The sequence below is a fragment of the Capnocytophaga leadbetteri genome (genome assembly GCF_003054025.1).
In the GTDB taxonomy this organism is placed as follows: Bacteria; Bacteroidota; Bacteroidia; order Flavobacteriales; family Flavobacteriaceae; genus Capnocytophaga; species Capnocytophaga leadbetteri.
On sequence record NZ_QBKG01000007.1, the window covers coordinates 115,980 to 131,146 of the forward strand.

Sequence of the window (15,167 nt, forward strand, 5' to 3'; positions counted from 1 at the left end):
AAATCTTTATATGCTTTTATCAATTGTTAAACCTCTATTTCCATTTGCAAACTCTCCCCTGTATAGGTAGATGCCCTAATGATAAGTTGGCTACCGGTATCATAGGTATTAGTTGCTGTAGTCATATAAACCCATTTACCACCTATTAGTAGGGCTTCACCGCTTTCTATTTCGGTAGTATCTTCAGCTATAATAGCAACAATAAGGCTCTTAACCTTAAAGTTATCATTTACCTCCACACTTATGGGCTCACCAGCAGCCCTACCTGTGTAAGAAGTTGTATCTATAGCCTCAATAATAAGAGGATTCATATAATCCGATATTGCCATATTATAAGTTGAAAAAACGCCCCTTTGTTTAGCTTCTTTGCTGTAGCGTTCGTACTGCAGAGGGTCAGCGAGCACACTTTTAGCATAGGCGGTTGCTGCTTTAAACTTATTAGTATGACTCACTTGCTTAGCCGTCAAAGGAGCCGTACGATGCGGTGCTTTGGTTACTATAGTTTTGCCAAATCTTTGTCGGTATACTATTTGTTTCCCTAGTTTTCCCGACACGCCTTGCATTATTATATTGTTTTTTACTTGTGCCATTGATGGTTAATTGTTATTGGTTAAGACAGCGACAAAGATAAGGGTTATTTTTTAACCTACAAATAAAAATCTCTTTTTTGCACCCCACCCGTCCCACTCGCCTCATAATTGCCCGTGCGGCTCGCACTCCCACTCGTCCCAGCCTTCACAATCCTCCCAGCCTTCCCAGCCCTCTCAGAAAAAATTAACACTTTTTATTAAATATATTTCAATAATATCTTGAGTATAGATTAAGTATACACTAAGTATAGATTAAGTATAGAAAGAGCGAAGAACCAGCGTTATCAAATCGATAACAAAACGACCAAAACATTAAGAATAATGCAATTTTTATAATATTTATATAATCATTAATAACTAACCACTTGTTGCAACACTTCTAATGACTTGATTTCTTTAAAATTAGGATAATGCCACTGATAGTATTTCAGCAGTTGCACCAAAAGGGCATTGCGGTCTTCGTGACGACTCTTAAGGGTGTTGAGTTCGCCAAAGGGCGTATGTAGCAAGGTCGTCAGCAAGCTAAGAGTATGCCCCGCGATGTGGTGGGGTGTATTTTCAGTAGCGGTAAATACCCCCTCTTCAATATTGAAATAAGGCAAATGGTCGTGAGTAGTATCAGGATAAAAACCTAACAGACGCGTAAGCGACAGTAAGAACTTCAGATGAAAATGAGGATTGTAATCGGTAGTATCTAAGTGGTGCAGTTGCTCACTAAGGAAGTCAAACAGAGGAACATCAGGGGTATCAGGCTGACATATCTGGGCACATACCTCTGATAAGAAGATAGTTACCACACTCTTATAGGGGTGGGTATGTAGGGTGCTGTAAGGGTGTATTACTTTAGCTTCTTTGATATAACTCAGAGCCCCCTCTTTGTAGGTCGCCACAAGGGCTAACTGTGCCAATGGCTGAAACAAACCTACCTTTAGCGCACTTTTAGAGGGCTTAAGAATACCTTTTAGCAGATAGCTACAACCGCCATACTCACGCGTAAAACACCTGACAATAAGACTATTGTCAGCATATTTCATTGCAGAGAGCACAAGAGCAGAAGTTTTCTGATACATAGTGTAATTAACAAATTAGAAAATTAGCAGATTAGAAAATTTGTGAGTGCAAAGATATGAATTATCTGCTAATTTTCTAATTATCACATTTGCTAATTCTCAAATTTTCTCATTAGCAAATTGGCAAATTGGCAAATTAGTTCGTATCTTTGCCCCCAAATGAGCAAGAAAAAGAATATTATCATAGAAAACGTGTCGGTTATCGATGCGGGTGCCAAGGGGAAAAGCGTAGCTAAAGCCCCTGATGGGCGCGTTATTTTCGTAACTAATGCCGTACCTGGCGATGTGGTAGATGTACAGACTACTAAGAAGAAATCTGCTTATTACGAGGGGTTTGCAGTGAAATTCCACCAGCTGTCAGCTGAACGTACTACCCCCGTATGTTCGCATTTTGGCTATTGCGGAGGCTGCAAATGGCAAGATTTGGCTTACGAACGTCAGTTGTATTACAAACAAAAAGAAGTAGAGAACAACCTTGTGCGTTTGGGGCGCATCGCTATTCCTCAGCTGATGCCTATTATAGGCTCAGAAGATATTTATTTCTACCGAAATAAGATGGAATTTTCATTTTCTGATATGCGCTGGCTTACCCCCGAAGAGATTAAAAAAGCTGACGAAATAACCGATAGAAACGGACTAGGATTTCATATTGCAGGGGCTTGGGACAAGGTATTAGATATAGAAAAATGTTACTTACAAGCCGACCCATCTAATGCTATCCGGTTAGAAATCAAACGTTTTGCTTTAGAAAACGAAATGAGCTTCTACAGCCCGCGTATGCAACAGGGGCTATTGCGCTCAATGATGATAAGGCTAAGCTCTACAGGCGAGTTGATGGTCGTAATACAGTTTTTTAGCGAAGATGAGAAAATTGAATTATTATTGGCACACTTAGCCAACCGTTTCCCTGAAATTACTTCGTTGCAGTATTGTATCAATAGCAAAGGCAACGATGCGCTATACGACCAAGATATAATATGCTATAAAGGGCAGGACTGTATTTACGAAGAAATGGAAGGCTTGCGCTTCAAGATAAATGCAAAGTCGTTTTATCAGACGAACTCTAAGCAGGCGCAACGTTTGTATGAGGTAGCACGCGACTTTGCCGACCTAAAAGGCGATGAGCTGGTATACGACCTTTATACAGGCACGGGTACTATTGCGCAGTTCGTAGCCAAACGTGCTAAACGAGTAGTAGGGGTTGAGGCTGTACCTGAGGCAATTGCCGATGCAAAAGCCAATGCAGCAGCAAATGGTATTGACAATGTTAGTTTCTATGTAGGCGATATGAAGAATGTCTTCAATGAGGCATTTATAGCGGCTAATGGTGTCCCTGATGTTATCATCACCGACCCGCCGCGAGATGGTATGCACAAAGATGTAGTGGCGCAAATACTGCGCATAGCTCCGTCTAAAGTAGTGTACGTCAGCTGCAATAGCGCTACCCAAGCCCGCGACCTTGCGCTGATGGACGAGCAGTATAAAGTGACAAAAGTACAGCCTGTAGATATGTTTCCACAGACTTACCACGTAGAGAATGTAGTGCTCTTAGAAAAGCGATAAATAGATTTATCTGAGAATAATAAGCTCTCCGTTTTTATCAAATTTGATAAGACGCGAGGGCTTTTTTGGTGCTGTATCATCCTGACGATAAGGCACTACATAATCGCAATGTTCAATGAGTGAAGTGGGAATATCAGCAAAGCACAGAGGAGTAGACTGCCCACTGATATTAGCAGAAGTAGAGACGATAGGTTTCCCGAAATGGGCAATCATTTGCTGACAAAAAGGGTCTTGTACAAGCCTTATAGCTACTGTATTATCAGCTGCGATAACGTTTTTGGCTAATAATTGAGGATTTTCGTAGATAATAGTAGTAGGTTCAGTTACTTTTTGAAGATAATTGAGTATATTTTGGGGTAAATCAGCTATATATTCTCGCAACATCGCTATACTACTGACTAAAATAATGAGACTTTTGCTCTCGTTTCGCTGTTTTATGGTGAAAATACGTGCTACTGCAGTCGGATTAGTGGCATCACAACCTATCCCCCATACAGTGTCAGTAGGGTATAGTATCACCCCTCCTGCTTTTAATATTTCAGTTATTTGCTGGTAATTTGGCATTAGTTTTGTATTTTTGCCGGCAAATATACAGATAAAATGCTTACTTCTATCATATCATTCTTTAAAAGTTTTTCATTTTTCAAAGGAATACTCAAAACAATAGCAGTGCTCATACCGCTGGGCTTAGGCTATGCTTTTGATGTATTAGAAATAGGTCTCCCTATTGCCCTTAGCGTGGTAGCCATTTCTCCTAGCGATATCCCTGGTAATCAACGACATCTATACGGAGGTTTGTTGATAGCTACCTTGTTGGCGGCTGCCAGCTCGGCACTGGTCAATCTTACCGCTCCTTATTGGTATCTGCTGTTGCCCACTATGTTTGTGCTCACCTTTGGCAATGCTTACATTTCCTTATATGGGCATCGAGCTACAATGGTATCGTTCGCAGGATTGTTCGAGATAGCCTCTACTTTAGCCCACCTTCAAACGGGCTGGAATATTGCGCTCTATAGTGGCTGTATATTATTAGGCGGACTCTGGTACAGTGGTTTAGTGTATATCTTCTTAAAAATACGCCCGCGTTTATATAGTGAACAGTTATTAGGCAAGTGCTTTGCGCTAACCGCCAATTTCTTTTCTGTCAGAGCTGATTTATTAATATCTGAAGACAGAACTACTGGGCTTAAACAACTCATAAACCTACAGACAAGCCTAAATGAAAACTACGAAAAGCTACGCGAAGCCGTATTAGACTCCAGAAGCAAATCGGGTAAGACAGACTACCTACAACGGCAATTCCTGATGTTTATAGAATTGGTCGATATTTTTGAATTAGCATTGGCAAACCCTGTGCAATATGAAAAAGTAGATACACTTTTTGCGCAACACAAAGCAGATTTAGAGAAGTATGTAGCATTTCTTAAGGAACTGGCAGAAGAGTTGAAGCGAATGTCAGAATATATAGGGTCGCGCAAGCAGATAAAACTTAGCAATAGGCTAAAGGAACTACTTTTAGAGGCTAAAGAAACGAATGAAGTATTACGGAAGCGTGTAGAAAACTCTGAAGAAGATAGAGAGCGGTCGCTTATGTTGCGCAATTTCTATATTTACATAGAAAATCAGTATCATTCTGTTGAAAATATCCGACTAATATTCGAAAATTACTACAGCAGCGATGCAGGGGTACGCGATGAGAACACTTACCGAAAGTTTGTGAGTTATCAGAACTACTCGTGGCGGAGGCTTAAAGACCATATATCGCTACAATCCACCTTTTTTAGGCACGCTATGCGACTCTCAATAGTAGTGATATTGGGGTATTTAATAGGGGAAATCTTTACTATTAATAATGCATACTGGATAATCCTCACTATATTTATCATTATGCGTCCTGGTTTTGGTATCACACAAGAGCGGTCGCTTAATAGGGTATATGGTACTATTATAGGCGGAATAGCGTCTTTTGCGGCTATTTACCTCCTTCCCTACCCAAGTTTGTACCTATATATAGCTATTATTTGTATGCCAATAGCCTTTGGCCTTATACAAGAGAACTATATGTATGCCTCTATTTTCATCACTATTACGGCTATTTTTATTTTTGCGCTTATCACCCCTAATGTCTATAACCTCATTTACGATCGATTATTAGACACAATCATAGGGGTAGCACTATCATTTACGGCTAATTATCTTATTCTACCTACGTGGGAGCACAATACTTACCGACAAGCAGTAACCAGATCTATAAAGGCGAATATAGGGTATTTAGAGCAGGTAAAAGTGATTTTCAACACCGAAGAAGGTATTACTACTGCTTATAAAGTATCGCGAAAAGAGGCAGTATTAGCACTTTCTAACCTTAATACTACCTTTCAGCGAATGCTACAAGAGCCTAAGTTTATGCAAAATCGCAATCCCTCAGTATACGGTATTATAGTGATACAGCAGTCTTTTTTGGCTTCTGTAGCCTCTTTTGGCATACGGCTCAATAGCAAGAAGGTAACTTTTCCTAAACCAGTGTTCAACAAGGCTATAGACAGTCTCATACAGTCGTTACAGCATACCTTAGCCCTACTCACTCAGCAAGCTCCCCTCCCTCCTTCTATCGATTATAAAGCCCCCATTGACCAACTACAGACAGCTATCAAAGAGCTTAGCGAGCAACCTACTGATACTGAAAATCTCCCCATTTCGATGAGAGAGACTCAGTTTTACTTAGAGCAATTTAACTATCTATTTGGCTTAGCTAAGAATTTAGAGCAAGGAGTTATTTCAGTTAGTAAATAAAAAAACAGGCTACCAAGTAGCCTGTTTTTTTCAATTGAAACTTATAAATATTATATACGCTCTACAAATAGTACAGAATCTTCTATAGAAAGTATTTTTACCATTACATTCGAGGGGATACGTACTCCAGCTGTCATAGCCTCAAGCTCGTGCATTGTACCTCTTACACTAATAGTTATTTTTCCCCTCCCTGATTTATTTTCTGGTATTGGCACATATACTTCAGCCGTTTTGCCTATAGTTTCAGAGAGCTTGAAAGTATTATCTTCTGAAAGCCTCATCAAAGCTCTTATAATCAGAAAGAAAAAATAAACAAATAATCCTCCTACAGCTACAGCTAATAGTATAAGTAGCGTTTGGTTAGGTATAATTTTATAGAATGAAATACCTGTCCAACTAAAACCTAACAAGAAATTCATTAGGTTGCGGAAAGAGAAAAGCTGAAAAGGAGCATCTCCTCCATCAAAATCGCCGTCAAAGTCGGCAGAAGTACCATCAGAGGCATCACTACCTATAAAAGTAAGCACCATCTGAATGAGGAAAATGATAGTAACCGGTATGGCTACCAACCAAAATCCTCTAAGAAGTAAGTCAAGATTGTTAAAAGCTTCCATATATCTAATTGTTTGATTACAAGTATTTAACGTATATTTTTAGGATCTACACCTGCATCTATAATAGCTTGGCGTATATTAGCAAAAGTCTTTAGATTAGCTTTGCCTTTCACCATATCATAATTATTACCTTTCTTAAGGAAATAGATAAGATTTGCTTGTCCGCCAAAGGCAGTAGGCTTAATCTCCTCTATTGAATTTCCCTTCTTCAGTGCTGTAAAAAAACTGCTGTACTGCGTTACACGGTCTTCTATTTCTTTGCGCTCCTGATTAAATTCATACATTATCAAGCTCCAATCTTTAGCGTCTAAACGTTTTAAGTTTAGTTTTACTCTATCTACTATCTCTTCTGAACAAGACTGAGAGTTAAAACGTTTAAGATCAGCTATAAAATCATTGGTTAGCTTAGCATTAGTAGCCTCTGGCCTAGGTGTATTTCTATTATTTCGTATAATGGTTTTAGAAGGGCGTGTTTCACTCGTCCCCTCTGTCTTTTCTACCCTATCTACTGGTGCAGGAGCTGGCATAGGTATCTCTGTTACACTCTTAGCAGGAATTGCTGCTTTTTCTGGTTTTGAAGATGGAACTGCTGAAGGTTTATTTTCTTTAGACTTTGGTGTACTTACTACAGTGTTTGTACGAGGTACTTCTTCCACCTCCTCTTCATTTTCACGTGCTTTAGTTTGCGAAATTATATCTTGTATGTCTTTCTGATAAGAGATAAGCTCACTTTCACCTCCTTTCATATAAGGACTCAAAATACTATCTACCTGTTCGCTATTATAGGCTGAATAGTCAAAATCTTTTAAGAAATTATCCCATACAGCTTTCTCAAATTCAGGGCGGAGTGTCTCTGTAAGATAGTGTTGCCTTTTAGCTTCAGCTAAGAACAGAGTCCCTTTGGGGTCAGCGTGGGTATCTTTCCAATGAATCACATTAGCAAGGAAAGAACGTGCAGGCGAAAGTACCTGTACCTTAAGAGTATCTTTTGTTCCTTTTTCTACCATTTGCGCCAATGAACTTAGCTGTGTCTTACTAAGTGAAAGTGTATCTTTTCCCTCCTCAGCAAAATCAATAATTACTTTGGTTTCTGTAAGTGGGAAACTCTTCTTCAGCTGTATACAAGTATTATCTATTTCATAGGTACGCTCATCTATATTAGTCAGAAAATGAATGTCGCTTATCTTACTTTCTGACGAGAATGCTACATACGCCTTTACAGGATCTTTGAGCATAGGGAATATAAACCAATAGCCTACCCCCACTAATGATAGTATAAAGACTACTATTGAAGCTATTTTAAGCCAGAAAAAGCGTGAGCGGTGCGGTACTACCCCTTCATCATCTTCTTCTATTGAGCCATTCTCATCTACTACAGCTAACTGCTTAGAAGTAGACATTTTAGGACTCTCAGAGGCTATCATATGCAGATTATAGCTATCACTAAGTTCAAAGTTTATCTCTCCACTCTTTGATATACTAATTGTCTTCTGATTCTCCTGATTTTCAAACTCAAAGTGATAAAGATGCTCTGGTAATACTATCTCTATAGGCGAGTCACTGCGTAGTGTTTTACTAAAGAGTACTCCATTTATTTTCAGTGCAATAGCTACTATTTTATTTGACACTATAGTAAAATGGTACTTCTCAAAAGGCACAATTAGTGGTACCCTATCATCTACCATATAGTTACTCTTAAATACAATACCATTATAACTCAGATTGAATATATTATGAGCTTCCTCTCCTTTGAATGAAAAATAACGCCCTTTGCTATCAGAAGAAAGTTTAGCTTTAAAATTATTACTTTCTAATGAAAGAAAGTTGATATACTTCTCGTATTCACGTTGGGGAGTTTCTATATATACCTTAAATTCCTTATCTGCAAAAGGAATAGTATCTAAAGCATAATTATCTTGCACTCGCTTTATGTACCCTTTCTTAATACCTTTTTTAATAGTATCATGAAAAGAGAACATCTGTTGGTAGCGCGATTTTTCAAGTAATAACTCCACTGTATCATCATCAGAAAAAGACTCATTGGCATAGGTAGCACTTATATCTTTCCCGTTTTTCATAAAGGCTAATACCTTCAGATTAGTTCCTGAGAGTAGGAATCGTGCGCTTCCAGCAGCTGCTGCAGTTGTTTCGGTAGCAGCAGTAGTCCTTTGCATAGCGTATTCTGGGAACAAAAAGTCAATACTGTAAGCACGAGGATCTTCTACAAACTCTTTACGCAAGAACACTGCATCTTGAATGCTCTCAAATTCAGGTCGATAAGGCATATTGAAATACTTATCTACTTCATAGATATCAGCATACGGAAAAACTTTTGGAGAATAAGGTAAGTCTAACAAACAAGATTTTGAATTAGTCTCTTCTACCAATTGTTTTTCATAACCACGCAATAGATTGAAATAAGGGAATATATCCTCTTTCTCATTCGGTATAGGAGTATTATCATCGTAGTTTATATGCTCTGCGAAGTACATATCCATCAGAAGGTTTAGCACTTGTCTAACCCCTTTCCACTGTAAATAATGAGGTATGTAAAGCGAAATAGCTATATACGCCCCGCTCTGCCCATTTACATCGCGAGACGACCTATACTGGGTGTATATCTTATAATTCAGAGTAAACTGTAATGTATAGAAATCTATGCGAGGAGTGTGAATGCGTATAAAAGCACTAATATCTTTCAACCTATTTTTTACTTCTGGTAGTTGAAAGTTCACCCCCTGCGAGGCTAAAACTTTACAGCCCTGCTTATACCCCCAAATGGTGAGACCTATAGTATTAATTTTGGATTCCATTGAACTGAAAATTGCTAAAAAACTGGTACAAAGGTATGCACTATTTTTTTAAAATGCAAATAATATGTGTAAAAAAATACCTACAAAGATATAAAAGCCTTATATTACATAGCTTTTCCACCTTGTAATAAAAGAAAAAAATACCTATAAAGGTTGCCCTTCATAGGTATTCAAAAATTATAATTGATATGAACTATTTTCCTAAGAAATAAGATCTTAATTCTGAGCAGCAGCTTCTTCAGCTACAACTTCTGCTTTAGGAGCCTCTGCTTTCTCAGCAGGTTTAGCTTCTACTTTAGCTACTTCGGCTACTACTTCAAATGGGAAATCAACGATTACTTCGCGGTGTAGGCGTATTGCAGCGTTGTATTTACCTGTGCGTTTGATAGTGTTACCAGCAATAGAGATAAATTTCTTATCAATATCGTGACCTGCCTTAGCTAATTCTTGAGCTACATCACCATTGTTGATAGAACCAAACAATTTATCACCAGCACCTACTTTAGCTACTATCTTCACAGCTAGTGCCAATAAAGCTTTAGCTGTTTTCTTAGCTTCATCAATGATATGTTGCTCTTTGAATGCTTTTTGCTTCAAGTTTTCAGCTAACACCTTTTTTGCTGATGGAGTAGCCAAAATTGCAAACCCTTGTGGGATTAGGTAATTACGACCATAACCGTTTTTAACAGTTACTACATCGTCTTTAAACCCTAAATTATGTACGTCTTGTTTTAATATAATTTCCATATTTCTCTACTCCTTGTATTATTTTAATAAATCGGCTACGTAAGGCATTAATGCTAAATGGCGTGCTCTTTTTACAGCAGTAGCCACTTTACGTTGAAATTTCAATGAAGTACCTGTAAGCCGGCGAGGTAGCAATTTACCTTGTTCGTTTACGAACTTCAATAAGAAATCAGCATCTTTGTAATCGATGTATTTGATGCCCAATTTTTTGAATCGACAATATTTCTTTTGTTTAGATGTGTCGATGTTTAGTGGAGTAAGATATTTGATGTCTCCTTTTTTTTGTTCTACTGCCATTTTCTTACGCTTTTTTAGTGTTTAACTTTGCTCTTCTCTTTTCAGCCCACGCGATAGCGTGTTTGTCAAGTTTTACAGTGAGATAACGCATTACACGCTCATCACGTCTGAACTCTAATTCAAAGGCATCAATTACTTCACCAGCTACTTTAAATTCAAAAAGGTGGTAAAATCCGCTTTTTTTGTTTTGAATAGGGTAAGCTAATTTTTTCAAGCCCCAATTCTCTTTTGATACAAATTCTGCACCCCTTGAAGTAAGAAAATTTTCAAACTTTTCTACTGCTTCCTTTATCTGTGTTTCAGATAAAACGGGATTCAAAATGAAAACAGTTTCGTATTGATTCATAAATAAATTGATATTAATTCGGCGCAAAAATACTACCTTTTTTATTAACTGCCAAATTTTTCCGGATATTTTTTCTATTTCCCCTTACTACTACAGCTGATTGGCATAACTATCAAATAAATATACTGGTAGTTTTTTACCTTCAAAAGTAGCTGATTCTAAGTCTTTTAAGACTTCATCTTTCTTCCCTACTACTATAATTCTCATTTGGTTGAGTTGAAAATATTTTTCGGCTACCCGTTGTACATCTTCCTTAGTTACAGCATTGATATTGGCAATATAATTCTTATAAAAATAGGGCGATAGCTGACGTGCTTTGATATTAATAGCATAATTGGCTATAGTTTGTGGGCGTTCGGTAGCCAGCACAAACTGTCCTAAATATTGCGCTTTAGCTTGCGCTAACTTCTCCTCGCTAACCGCCTCGCATCTGATGCGTTTTACTTCTTTTAGAGTTTCTACCACGGCAGGAGCAGTAACAGCATTGCCTACACTAGTCTTAATATTGAAAACACCTTTAGTCCATTTATCGGTCTTAAAATAAGAAGAAGCCCCATAAGTATAGCCGTTTGCCTCTCGCAAATTCATATTGATATAGCTACCAAAATCGCCTCCTAATATACTGTTGGCTATAAGCATTGCAAAATAGTCAGGGTCATTCATCTGCAAGTCTATTAGGTTAGTGATGCGTATTTCGGACTGTACTGCATTAGGAAGGTCGATAAGGTTTATTTGCGTTTCAGACACGTTTTCAGGTACATAGAGTGTTTCTTGCGGGGTACTGACAGCCTGCCATTCGCCAAAATAGCGACTCACTAAACGGTATACTTCAGCAGGATCTACATCGCCAGTGATAACTAAATAGGCATTATTAGGTACAAAATGGGTGTGATAATATTGGTGTACATCTTTCAGGCTAAGCGCTTTAACGTTTTTCTCTGTTATATACTCTCCATAAGGATGGGCTGTACTAAAACGCAAAGTCTGCTGTACCCGCTTGCTGATTGCCTCTGCATTATTTTCGTTAGCCCTAAGACTTTGTATAATTCGCGCTTTTTCTCTTTCCATTTCCTCTTCTTCAAAATTGGGGTGCAGTGCTGCATCGGCTATAAGTTCGAGTACCCTAGGGAAGTATTTTGAGAGCATTTGTGCCGATACTCCATTAGGCAATATCGAAATATCAGCTGCCAAATAGTCTATCTCTTCATTGAATTCGTCTTTGGGTATAGAGGTTGAACCACTACCTGCTAAAAGTGAAATAAGGTCGTAGCCCCCTTTTTTATTGCGTTCGAGAGTAGGAGGCTCATCTAATGAAAGTCGCAAACTGACTTGCGGAAGTTTATGATTTTCAACAATAAGCAAGGTTAGTCCGTTAGGCAATATATGAGTGATAGGCGTACCCAAGTTGATAATAGGAGCTTGGGCAGGCATAGGTTGTTTTGAGCGATTCATCAGTGTATTAGTTAGTGGGTAAATAATCGAGTTCAAGACGTTTGTTTTTATCTAAATATTTGCAGGCGGCATCGCGTATCTCTTCGCGCGTGATACTGCGGTATTGGTCTATCGCCTTATTGATAAAGTGAGTATCATTATAAAAAGTATAATAGTCTGCTAATGAAAGGGCTATCCCTTCCATATTGTTATGCTGACTCACAAATTGGGCTTCTATCTGGTTTTGTAGTTTTTCGTACTCACGATCGCTAATAAGTTCAGTTTGTAGTTTTTCTATTTCCTCATCTATCTCTTTGCCCAAAGTATCTAAACTCACTCCGTCCATCGGGAGAGCCCCCATTATATACGTACCATAATCCTCTTGGGCATCAGAGAAAGCTAACACTTGCAAAGCTGTTTGGTGCTCATCTATCATTTTCTTGTAAAGACGGGCACTCTTGCCATCGGTCAGCAGATATGAAAGCATATCTAAGGCAAATGAATCTCTATCCTTCATAGCAGGGGTGCGATAGGCATAGAGTTTTAGCGGTATTTGTATATTGGGGTCGTAATCGGTAGCCTTAATAGTCTCGGTTATAGGTGCTTCTTCTATCTTACAGCGGTGTATCTTCTCGCCAGTATTAGGGATAGTACCAAAATACTGTGCTATCCACTGTTTAGCCTGCGTTTTATCAAAATCGCCTGCTAAGACTAATACTGCATTATTAGGATTGTAGAATTTCTTTTTAAAAGCAATAAACTCTTCGAGTGTTGCCGCATCTAAGTGTTCTATTTTACCAATCACAGTGCCAGCATAAGGGTGTTTTTTAAACAGATGCGGATTGATGGCCGAACGATACATTATTTTGCCATAGGGAGCATTGTCTATACGCTGATTTTTCTCCTCTTTCACTACCGCATTTTGGGTGCTAACCCCTATTTCATTGATAATAGGGTGCAACATTCGTTCAGCTTCCATCCACAAGCCTAATTCTAAGTTGTTAGAGGGAAAAACCTCGTAATAATAGGTTTTATCTTGGGTGGTGAAAGCGTTATTATGCCCGCCATTAGACGATACTATATCAAACCACTTGCCGCGCCCTATATGTTGTGTTCCTTCAAAGAGAAGATGCTCAAAGAAGTGCGCAAAGCCCGTGCGTGCAGGGTCTTCATCTTTTGCCCCTACGTGATACATCACCCCAATAGTTACTACGGGTGCTGAATTATCCTGATGTAGGATAACATGTAAGTCATTATCGAGTTTGTATTCTTCAAATATAAATTCTTTTGCCATTATAATATTTGCCAATTAAAAAACTTTGCTTGAGCTAAGAAAACTCAAGCAAAGTTGAACAAAATATTTTATTTTTTATAAATGCTTATAGATTAGCATTGATAAGTTCTTTGATTTTAGGGTCTGAAGGACGTGGAGCAGAAATGTCGATAATCTTGCCCTCTTTGCTTATCAAGAAAAAGCGAGGAATACCTGTAAGGTCATAGTTCTCAATAAAGTCGCGGTGTGCATTGAGGTCGATGTGAAGTTGTAGTCCTTGCATCTTATTCTCTTTAACCATATTTTCCCAAGCATATTTTTCTCTGTCTACTGATAGGCTTACGAAAGTAATGTTCTTATCTTTATACTCTTCTTGTAAGGCTTTCATAGCAGGAAGTTCTTGCAAGCAAGGTTTGCACCAAGTAGCCCATACATCTACATATACTAATTTACCTTTTAGGCTTTCGTAGTTTACGGCTTTGCCATTGATATCTTCAGCTTCAAAACCAGCAAAATTACTACCTGTTTTAGTTTTTTCAATAGCTTTTAAACGTTTATCAAGTTCTTTTATAGCTGCAGTATCTTTTACATACTCTTTGATAAAACTTACCATTTGTTGGTTAATTTCGTCGGCATTACCAGCAGATACTCCTGTAATGAAGTAACGTGCTAAGTCTTTTTTGATACTAGCAGATTTAAGTCCTTTTACGTGGTCTATCAGTTTACCCCAAGGGTTAGCTGCGTTATCGTCGTACTTATCAAACAAATTGTTGAGTACCAACTCTTTGTAAGTATGAAAAGTATTGTAATCTTCGGCGTTATCGTAGTCTAACTTAGCCACTTCGTCAGCAAACTCTTTTGGTAGTTTTACTTCCTCACCAGAATAGCGTTTATGAGCTCTTTCGTAAACACTTTTAGCATAAAGCATTTCGTAGTTGATAGCTTTTTCTTCTTTTTTTACAAAATCCTTAGGTAGGTCTTTTGCTTTTTTCAAGAAGTCAGTGTATTTGGCAGCGTATTGTTCAAGACCTTTTTTAAACTCTTCAGGTTTTTTAGCAAAAAGTTGTTGTACATCTTCTGAATTTTGCAATTCCATTACAAAATCAGCTTTCTTTTGCAAGTAAGCACTGGCGATAGTATCTTTACCAGTGAACTTAACAGTGAGTGGCATTTTAGATAAATCAATATTAACACCCAATTCATCACCTTGCTGTAAGTAAAGCGGAATTTGAATACCCTGAGGGTCTATAAGGGTATAATAGTTGGTAGGCACGCGAAGGGTATCGCGGAAAGTGCCATCAGGCATTAATTTTATAGGACTTTCTACCTCGCCTCCTACTAATTTAAGGTCAAGAGGCATTCCGTTTAGACCGTCTACTTTACCGGTCAGTACAATGTAGTCAGCTTTGCTTGAGCAAGCCGCCAAGCCTAGTGTGGCTAATGATAAAATAAATAGTTTTTTCATTATGATTAAATATTTCAGATTACAAAGGTACAGCTTTTTTTTAATCTACCAAAAAAATTAACAATTAGCACACGGCGTTCGCATTTAAAGTTTTAAAAGTTTTTCTCTATACTCTGGTTCATAGAGGGCTTCAGCACGTTTCTTTGTTTTGGAACCTTTGTATGT

At 38.2% G+C, this 15,167-nt stretch carries 13 protein-coding genes; 2 read left to right on the forward strand and 11 right to left on the reverse strand.

The features are described from left to right. Nucleotides 1-26 precede the first annotated feature (26 nt). Both C8P65_RS07615 and recO read right to left on the reverse strand, forming a co-directional pair. Nucleotides 27-590, reverse strand: a complete 564-nt coding sequence (locus C8P65_RS07615; protein ID WP_107782289.1) for a hypothetical protein — start codon at nt 588-590, stop codon at nt 27-29. Between the two features lie 350 nt (nt 591-940). Next, complete coding sequence (gene recO, locus C8P65_RS07620; protein ID WP_107782290.1) at nt 941-1,660, reverse strand: DNA repair protein RecO; 720 nt, start codon at nt 1,658-1,660, stop codon at nt 941-943. A gap of 159 nt (nt 1,661-1,819) precedes the next feature. Between recO and rlmD the strand changes: the two genes are divergently transcribed. Further along, nucleotides 1,820-3,223 (forward strand): 23S rRNA (uracil(1939)-C(5))-methyltransferase RlmD, encoded by a 1,404-nt coding sequence (gene rlmD, locus C8P65_RS07625; RefSeq protein WP_107782291.1) that lies wholly within the window; start codon nt 1,820-1,822, stop codon nt 3,221-3,223. A gap of 6 nt (nt 3,224-3,229) precedes the next feature. Here rlmD and C8P65_RS07630 read toward each other — a convergent pair whose 3' ends face one another. Further along, nucleotides 3,230-3,787: an L-threonylcarbamoyladenylate synthase gene (locus C8P65_RS07630; RefSeq protein WP_107782292.1), complete on the reverse strand. Its 558-nt coding sequence runs from the start codon at nt 3,785-3,787 to the stop codon at nt 3,230-3,232. Between the two features lie 36 nt (nt 3,788-3,823). Here C8P65_RS07630 and C8P65_RS07635 point away from each other — a divergent pair, with 36 nt between their 5' ends. Further along, on the forward strand, nt 3,824-6,016 hold the full coding sequence (locus C8P65_RS07635; protein WP_107782293.1) for an FUSC family protein: 2,193 nt from the start codon (nt 3,824-3,826) through the stop codon (nt 6,014-6,016). A 50-nt stretch (nt 6,017-6,066) separates the two neighbouring features. Here C8P65_RS07635 and C8P65_RS07640 read toward each other — a convergent pair whose 3' ends face one another. The 8 genes from C8P65_RS07640 to C8P65_RS07675 all read right to left on the reverse strand — a co-directional run bounded on the left by C8P65_RS07640 (nt 6,067) and on the right by C8P65_RS07675 (nt 15,002). Continuing rightward, the gene (locus C8P65_RS07640) at nt 6,067-6,630 is read right to left on the reverse strand and encodes an NfeD family protein (protein WP_107782294.1); all 564 of its coding nucleotides are present in this window, start codon (nt 6,628-6,630) and stop codon (nt 6,067-6,069) included. 26 nt (nt 6,631-6,656) lie between these two features. Further along, nucleotides 6,657-9,443: a hypothetical protein gene (locus tag C8P65_RS07645; RefSeq protein ID WP_107782295.1), complete on the reverse strand. Its 2,787-nt coding sequence runs from the start codon at nt 9,441-9,443 to the stop codon at nt 6,657-6,659. Nucleotides 9,444-9,659: 216 nt separating this feature from the next. After that, nucleotides 9,660-10,190 carry a 50S ribosomal protein L9 gene (gene rplI / locus C8P65_RS07650; protein ID WP_107782296.1) on the reverse strand — a complete coding sequence of 177 codons (531 nt, stop codon included), beginning with the start codon at nt 10,188-10,190 and terminating at the stop codon, nt 9,660-9,662. Between the two features lie 18 nt (nt 10,191-10,208). Beyond that, a complete protein-coding gene (rpsR, locus tag C8P65_RS07655) occupies nt 10,209-10,487 on the reverse strand; it encodes a 30S ribosomal protein S18 (RefSeq protein ID WP_009392221.1) in 279 nt (92 codons plus the stop codon). A gap of 4 nt (nt 10,488-10,491) precedes the next feature. Continuing rightward, nucleotides 10,492-10,833 (reverse strand): 30S ribosomal protein S6, encoded by a 342-nt coding sequence (gene rpsF / locus C8P65_RS07660; protein ID WP_009392220.1) that lies wholly within the window; start codon nt 10,831-10,833, stop codon nt 10,492-10,494. Nucleotides 10,834-10,923: 90 nt separating this feature from the next. Next, nucleotides 10,924-12,285: a M16 family metallopeptidase gene (locus C8P65_RS07665; RefSeq protein ID WP_170069091.1), complete on the reverse strand. Its 1,362-nt coding sequence runs from the start codon at nt 12,283-12,285 to the stop codon at nt 10,924-10,926. 7 nt (nt 12,286-12,292) lie between these two features. Further along, nucleotides 12,293-13,558: a M16 family metallopeptidase gene (locus C8P65_RS07670; RefSeq protein ID WP_107782297.1), complete on the reverse strand. Its 1,266-nt coding sequence runs from the start codon at nt 13,556-13,558 to the stop codon at nt 12,293-12,295. An 85-nt stretch (nt 13,559-13,643) separates the two neighbouring features. Further along, the gene (locus C8P65_RS07675) at nt 13,644-15,002 is read right to left on the reverse strand and encodes a TlpA family protein disulfide reductase (protein ID WP_107782298.1); all 1,359 of its coding nucleotides are present in this window, start codon (nt 15,000-15,002) and stop codon (nt 13,644-13,646) included. Nucleotides 15,003-15,167: the final 165 nt, after the last annotated feature.

Bases quoted from the DNA above. Each gene is read 5' to 3' on its own strand.
- C8P65_RS07615 (WP_107782289.1), bottom strand. From the start codon at position 590: ATGGCACAAGTAAAAAACAATATAATAATGCAAGGCGTGTCGGGAAAA.
- recO (WP_107782290.1), bottom strand. From the start codon at position 1,660: ATGTATCAGAAAACTTCTGCTCTTGTGCTCTCTGCAATGAAATATGCT.
- rlmD (WP_107782291.1), top strand. From the start codon at position 1,820: ATGAGCAAGAAAAAGAATATTATCATAGAAAACGTGTCGGTTATCGAT.
- C8P65_RS07630 (WP_107782292.1), bottom strand. From the start codon at position 3,787: ATGCCAAATTACCAGCAAATAACTGAAATATTAAAAGCAGGAGGGGTG.
- C8P65_RS07635 (WP_107782293.1), top strand. From the start codon at position 3,824: ATGCTTACTTCTATCATATCATTCTTTAAAAGTTTTTCATTTTTCAAA.
- C8P65_RS07640 (WP_107782294.1), bottom strand. From the start codon at position 6,630: ATGGAAGCTTTTAACAATCTTGACTTACTTCTTAGAGGATTTTGGTTG.
- C8P65_RS07645 (WP_107782295.1), bottom strand. From the start codon at position 9,443: ATGGAATCCAAAATTAATACTATAGGTCTCACCATTTGGGGGTATAAG.
- rplI (WP_107782296.1), bottom strand. From the start codon at position 10,190: ATGGAAATTATATTAAAACAAGACGTACATAATTTAGGGTTTAAAGAC.
- rpsR (WP_009392221.1), bottom strand. From the start codon at position 10,487: ATGGCAGTAGAACAAAAAAAAGGAGACATCAAATATCTTACTCCACTA.
- rpsF (WP_009392220.1), bottom strand. From the start codon at position 10,833: ATGAATCAATACGAAACTGTTTTCATTTTGAATCCCGTTTTATCTGAA.
- C8P65_RS07665 (WP_170069091.1), bottom strand. From the start codon at position 12,285: ATGAATCGCTCAAAACAACCTATGCCTGCCCAAGCTCCTATTATCAAC.
- C8P65_RS07670 (WP_107782297.1), bottom strand. From the start codon at position 13,558: ATGGCAAAAGAATTTATATTTGAAGAATACAAACTCGATAATGACTTA.
- C8P65_RS07675 (WP_107782298.1), bottom strand. From the start codon at position 15,002: ATGAAAAAACTATTTATTTTATCATTAGCCACACTAGGCTTGGCGGCT.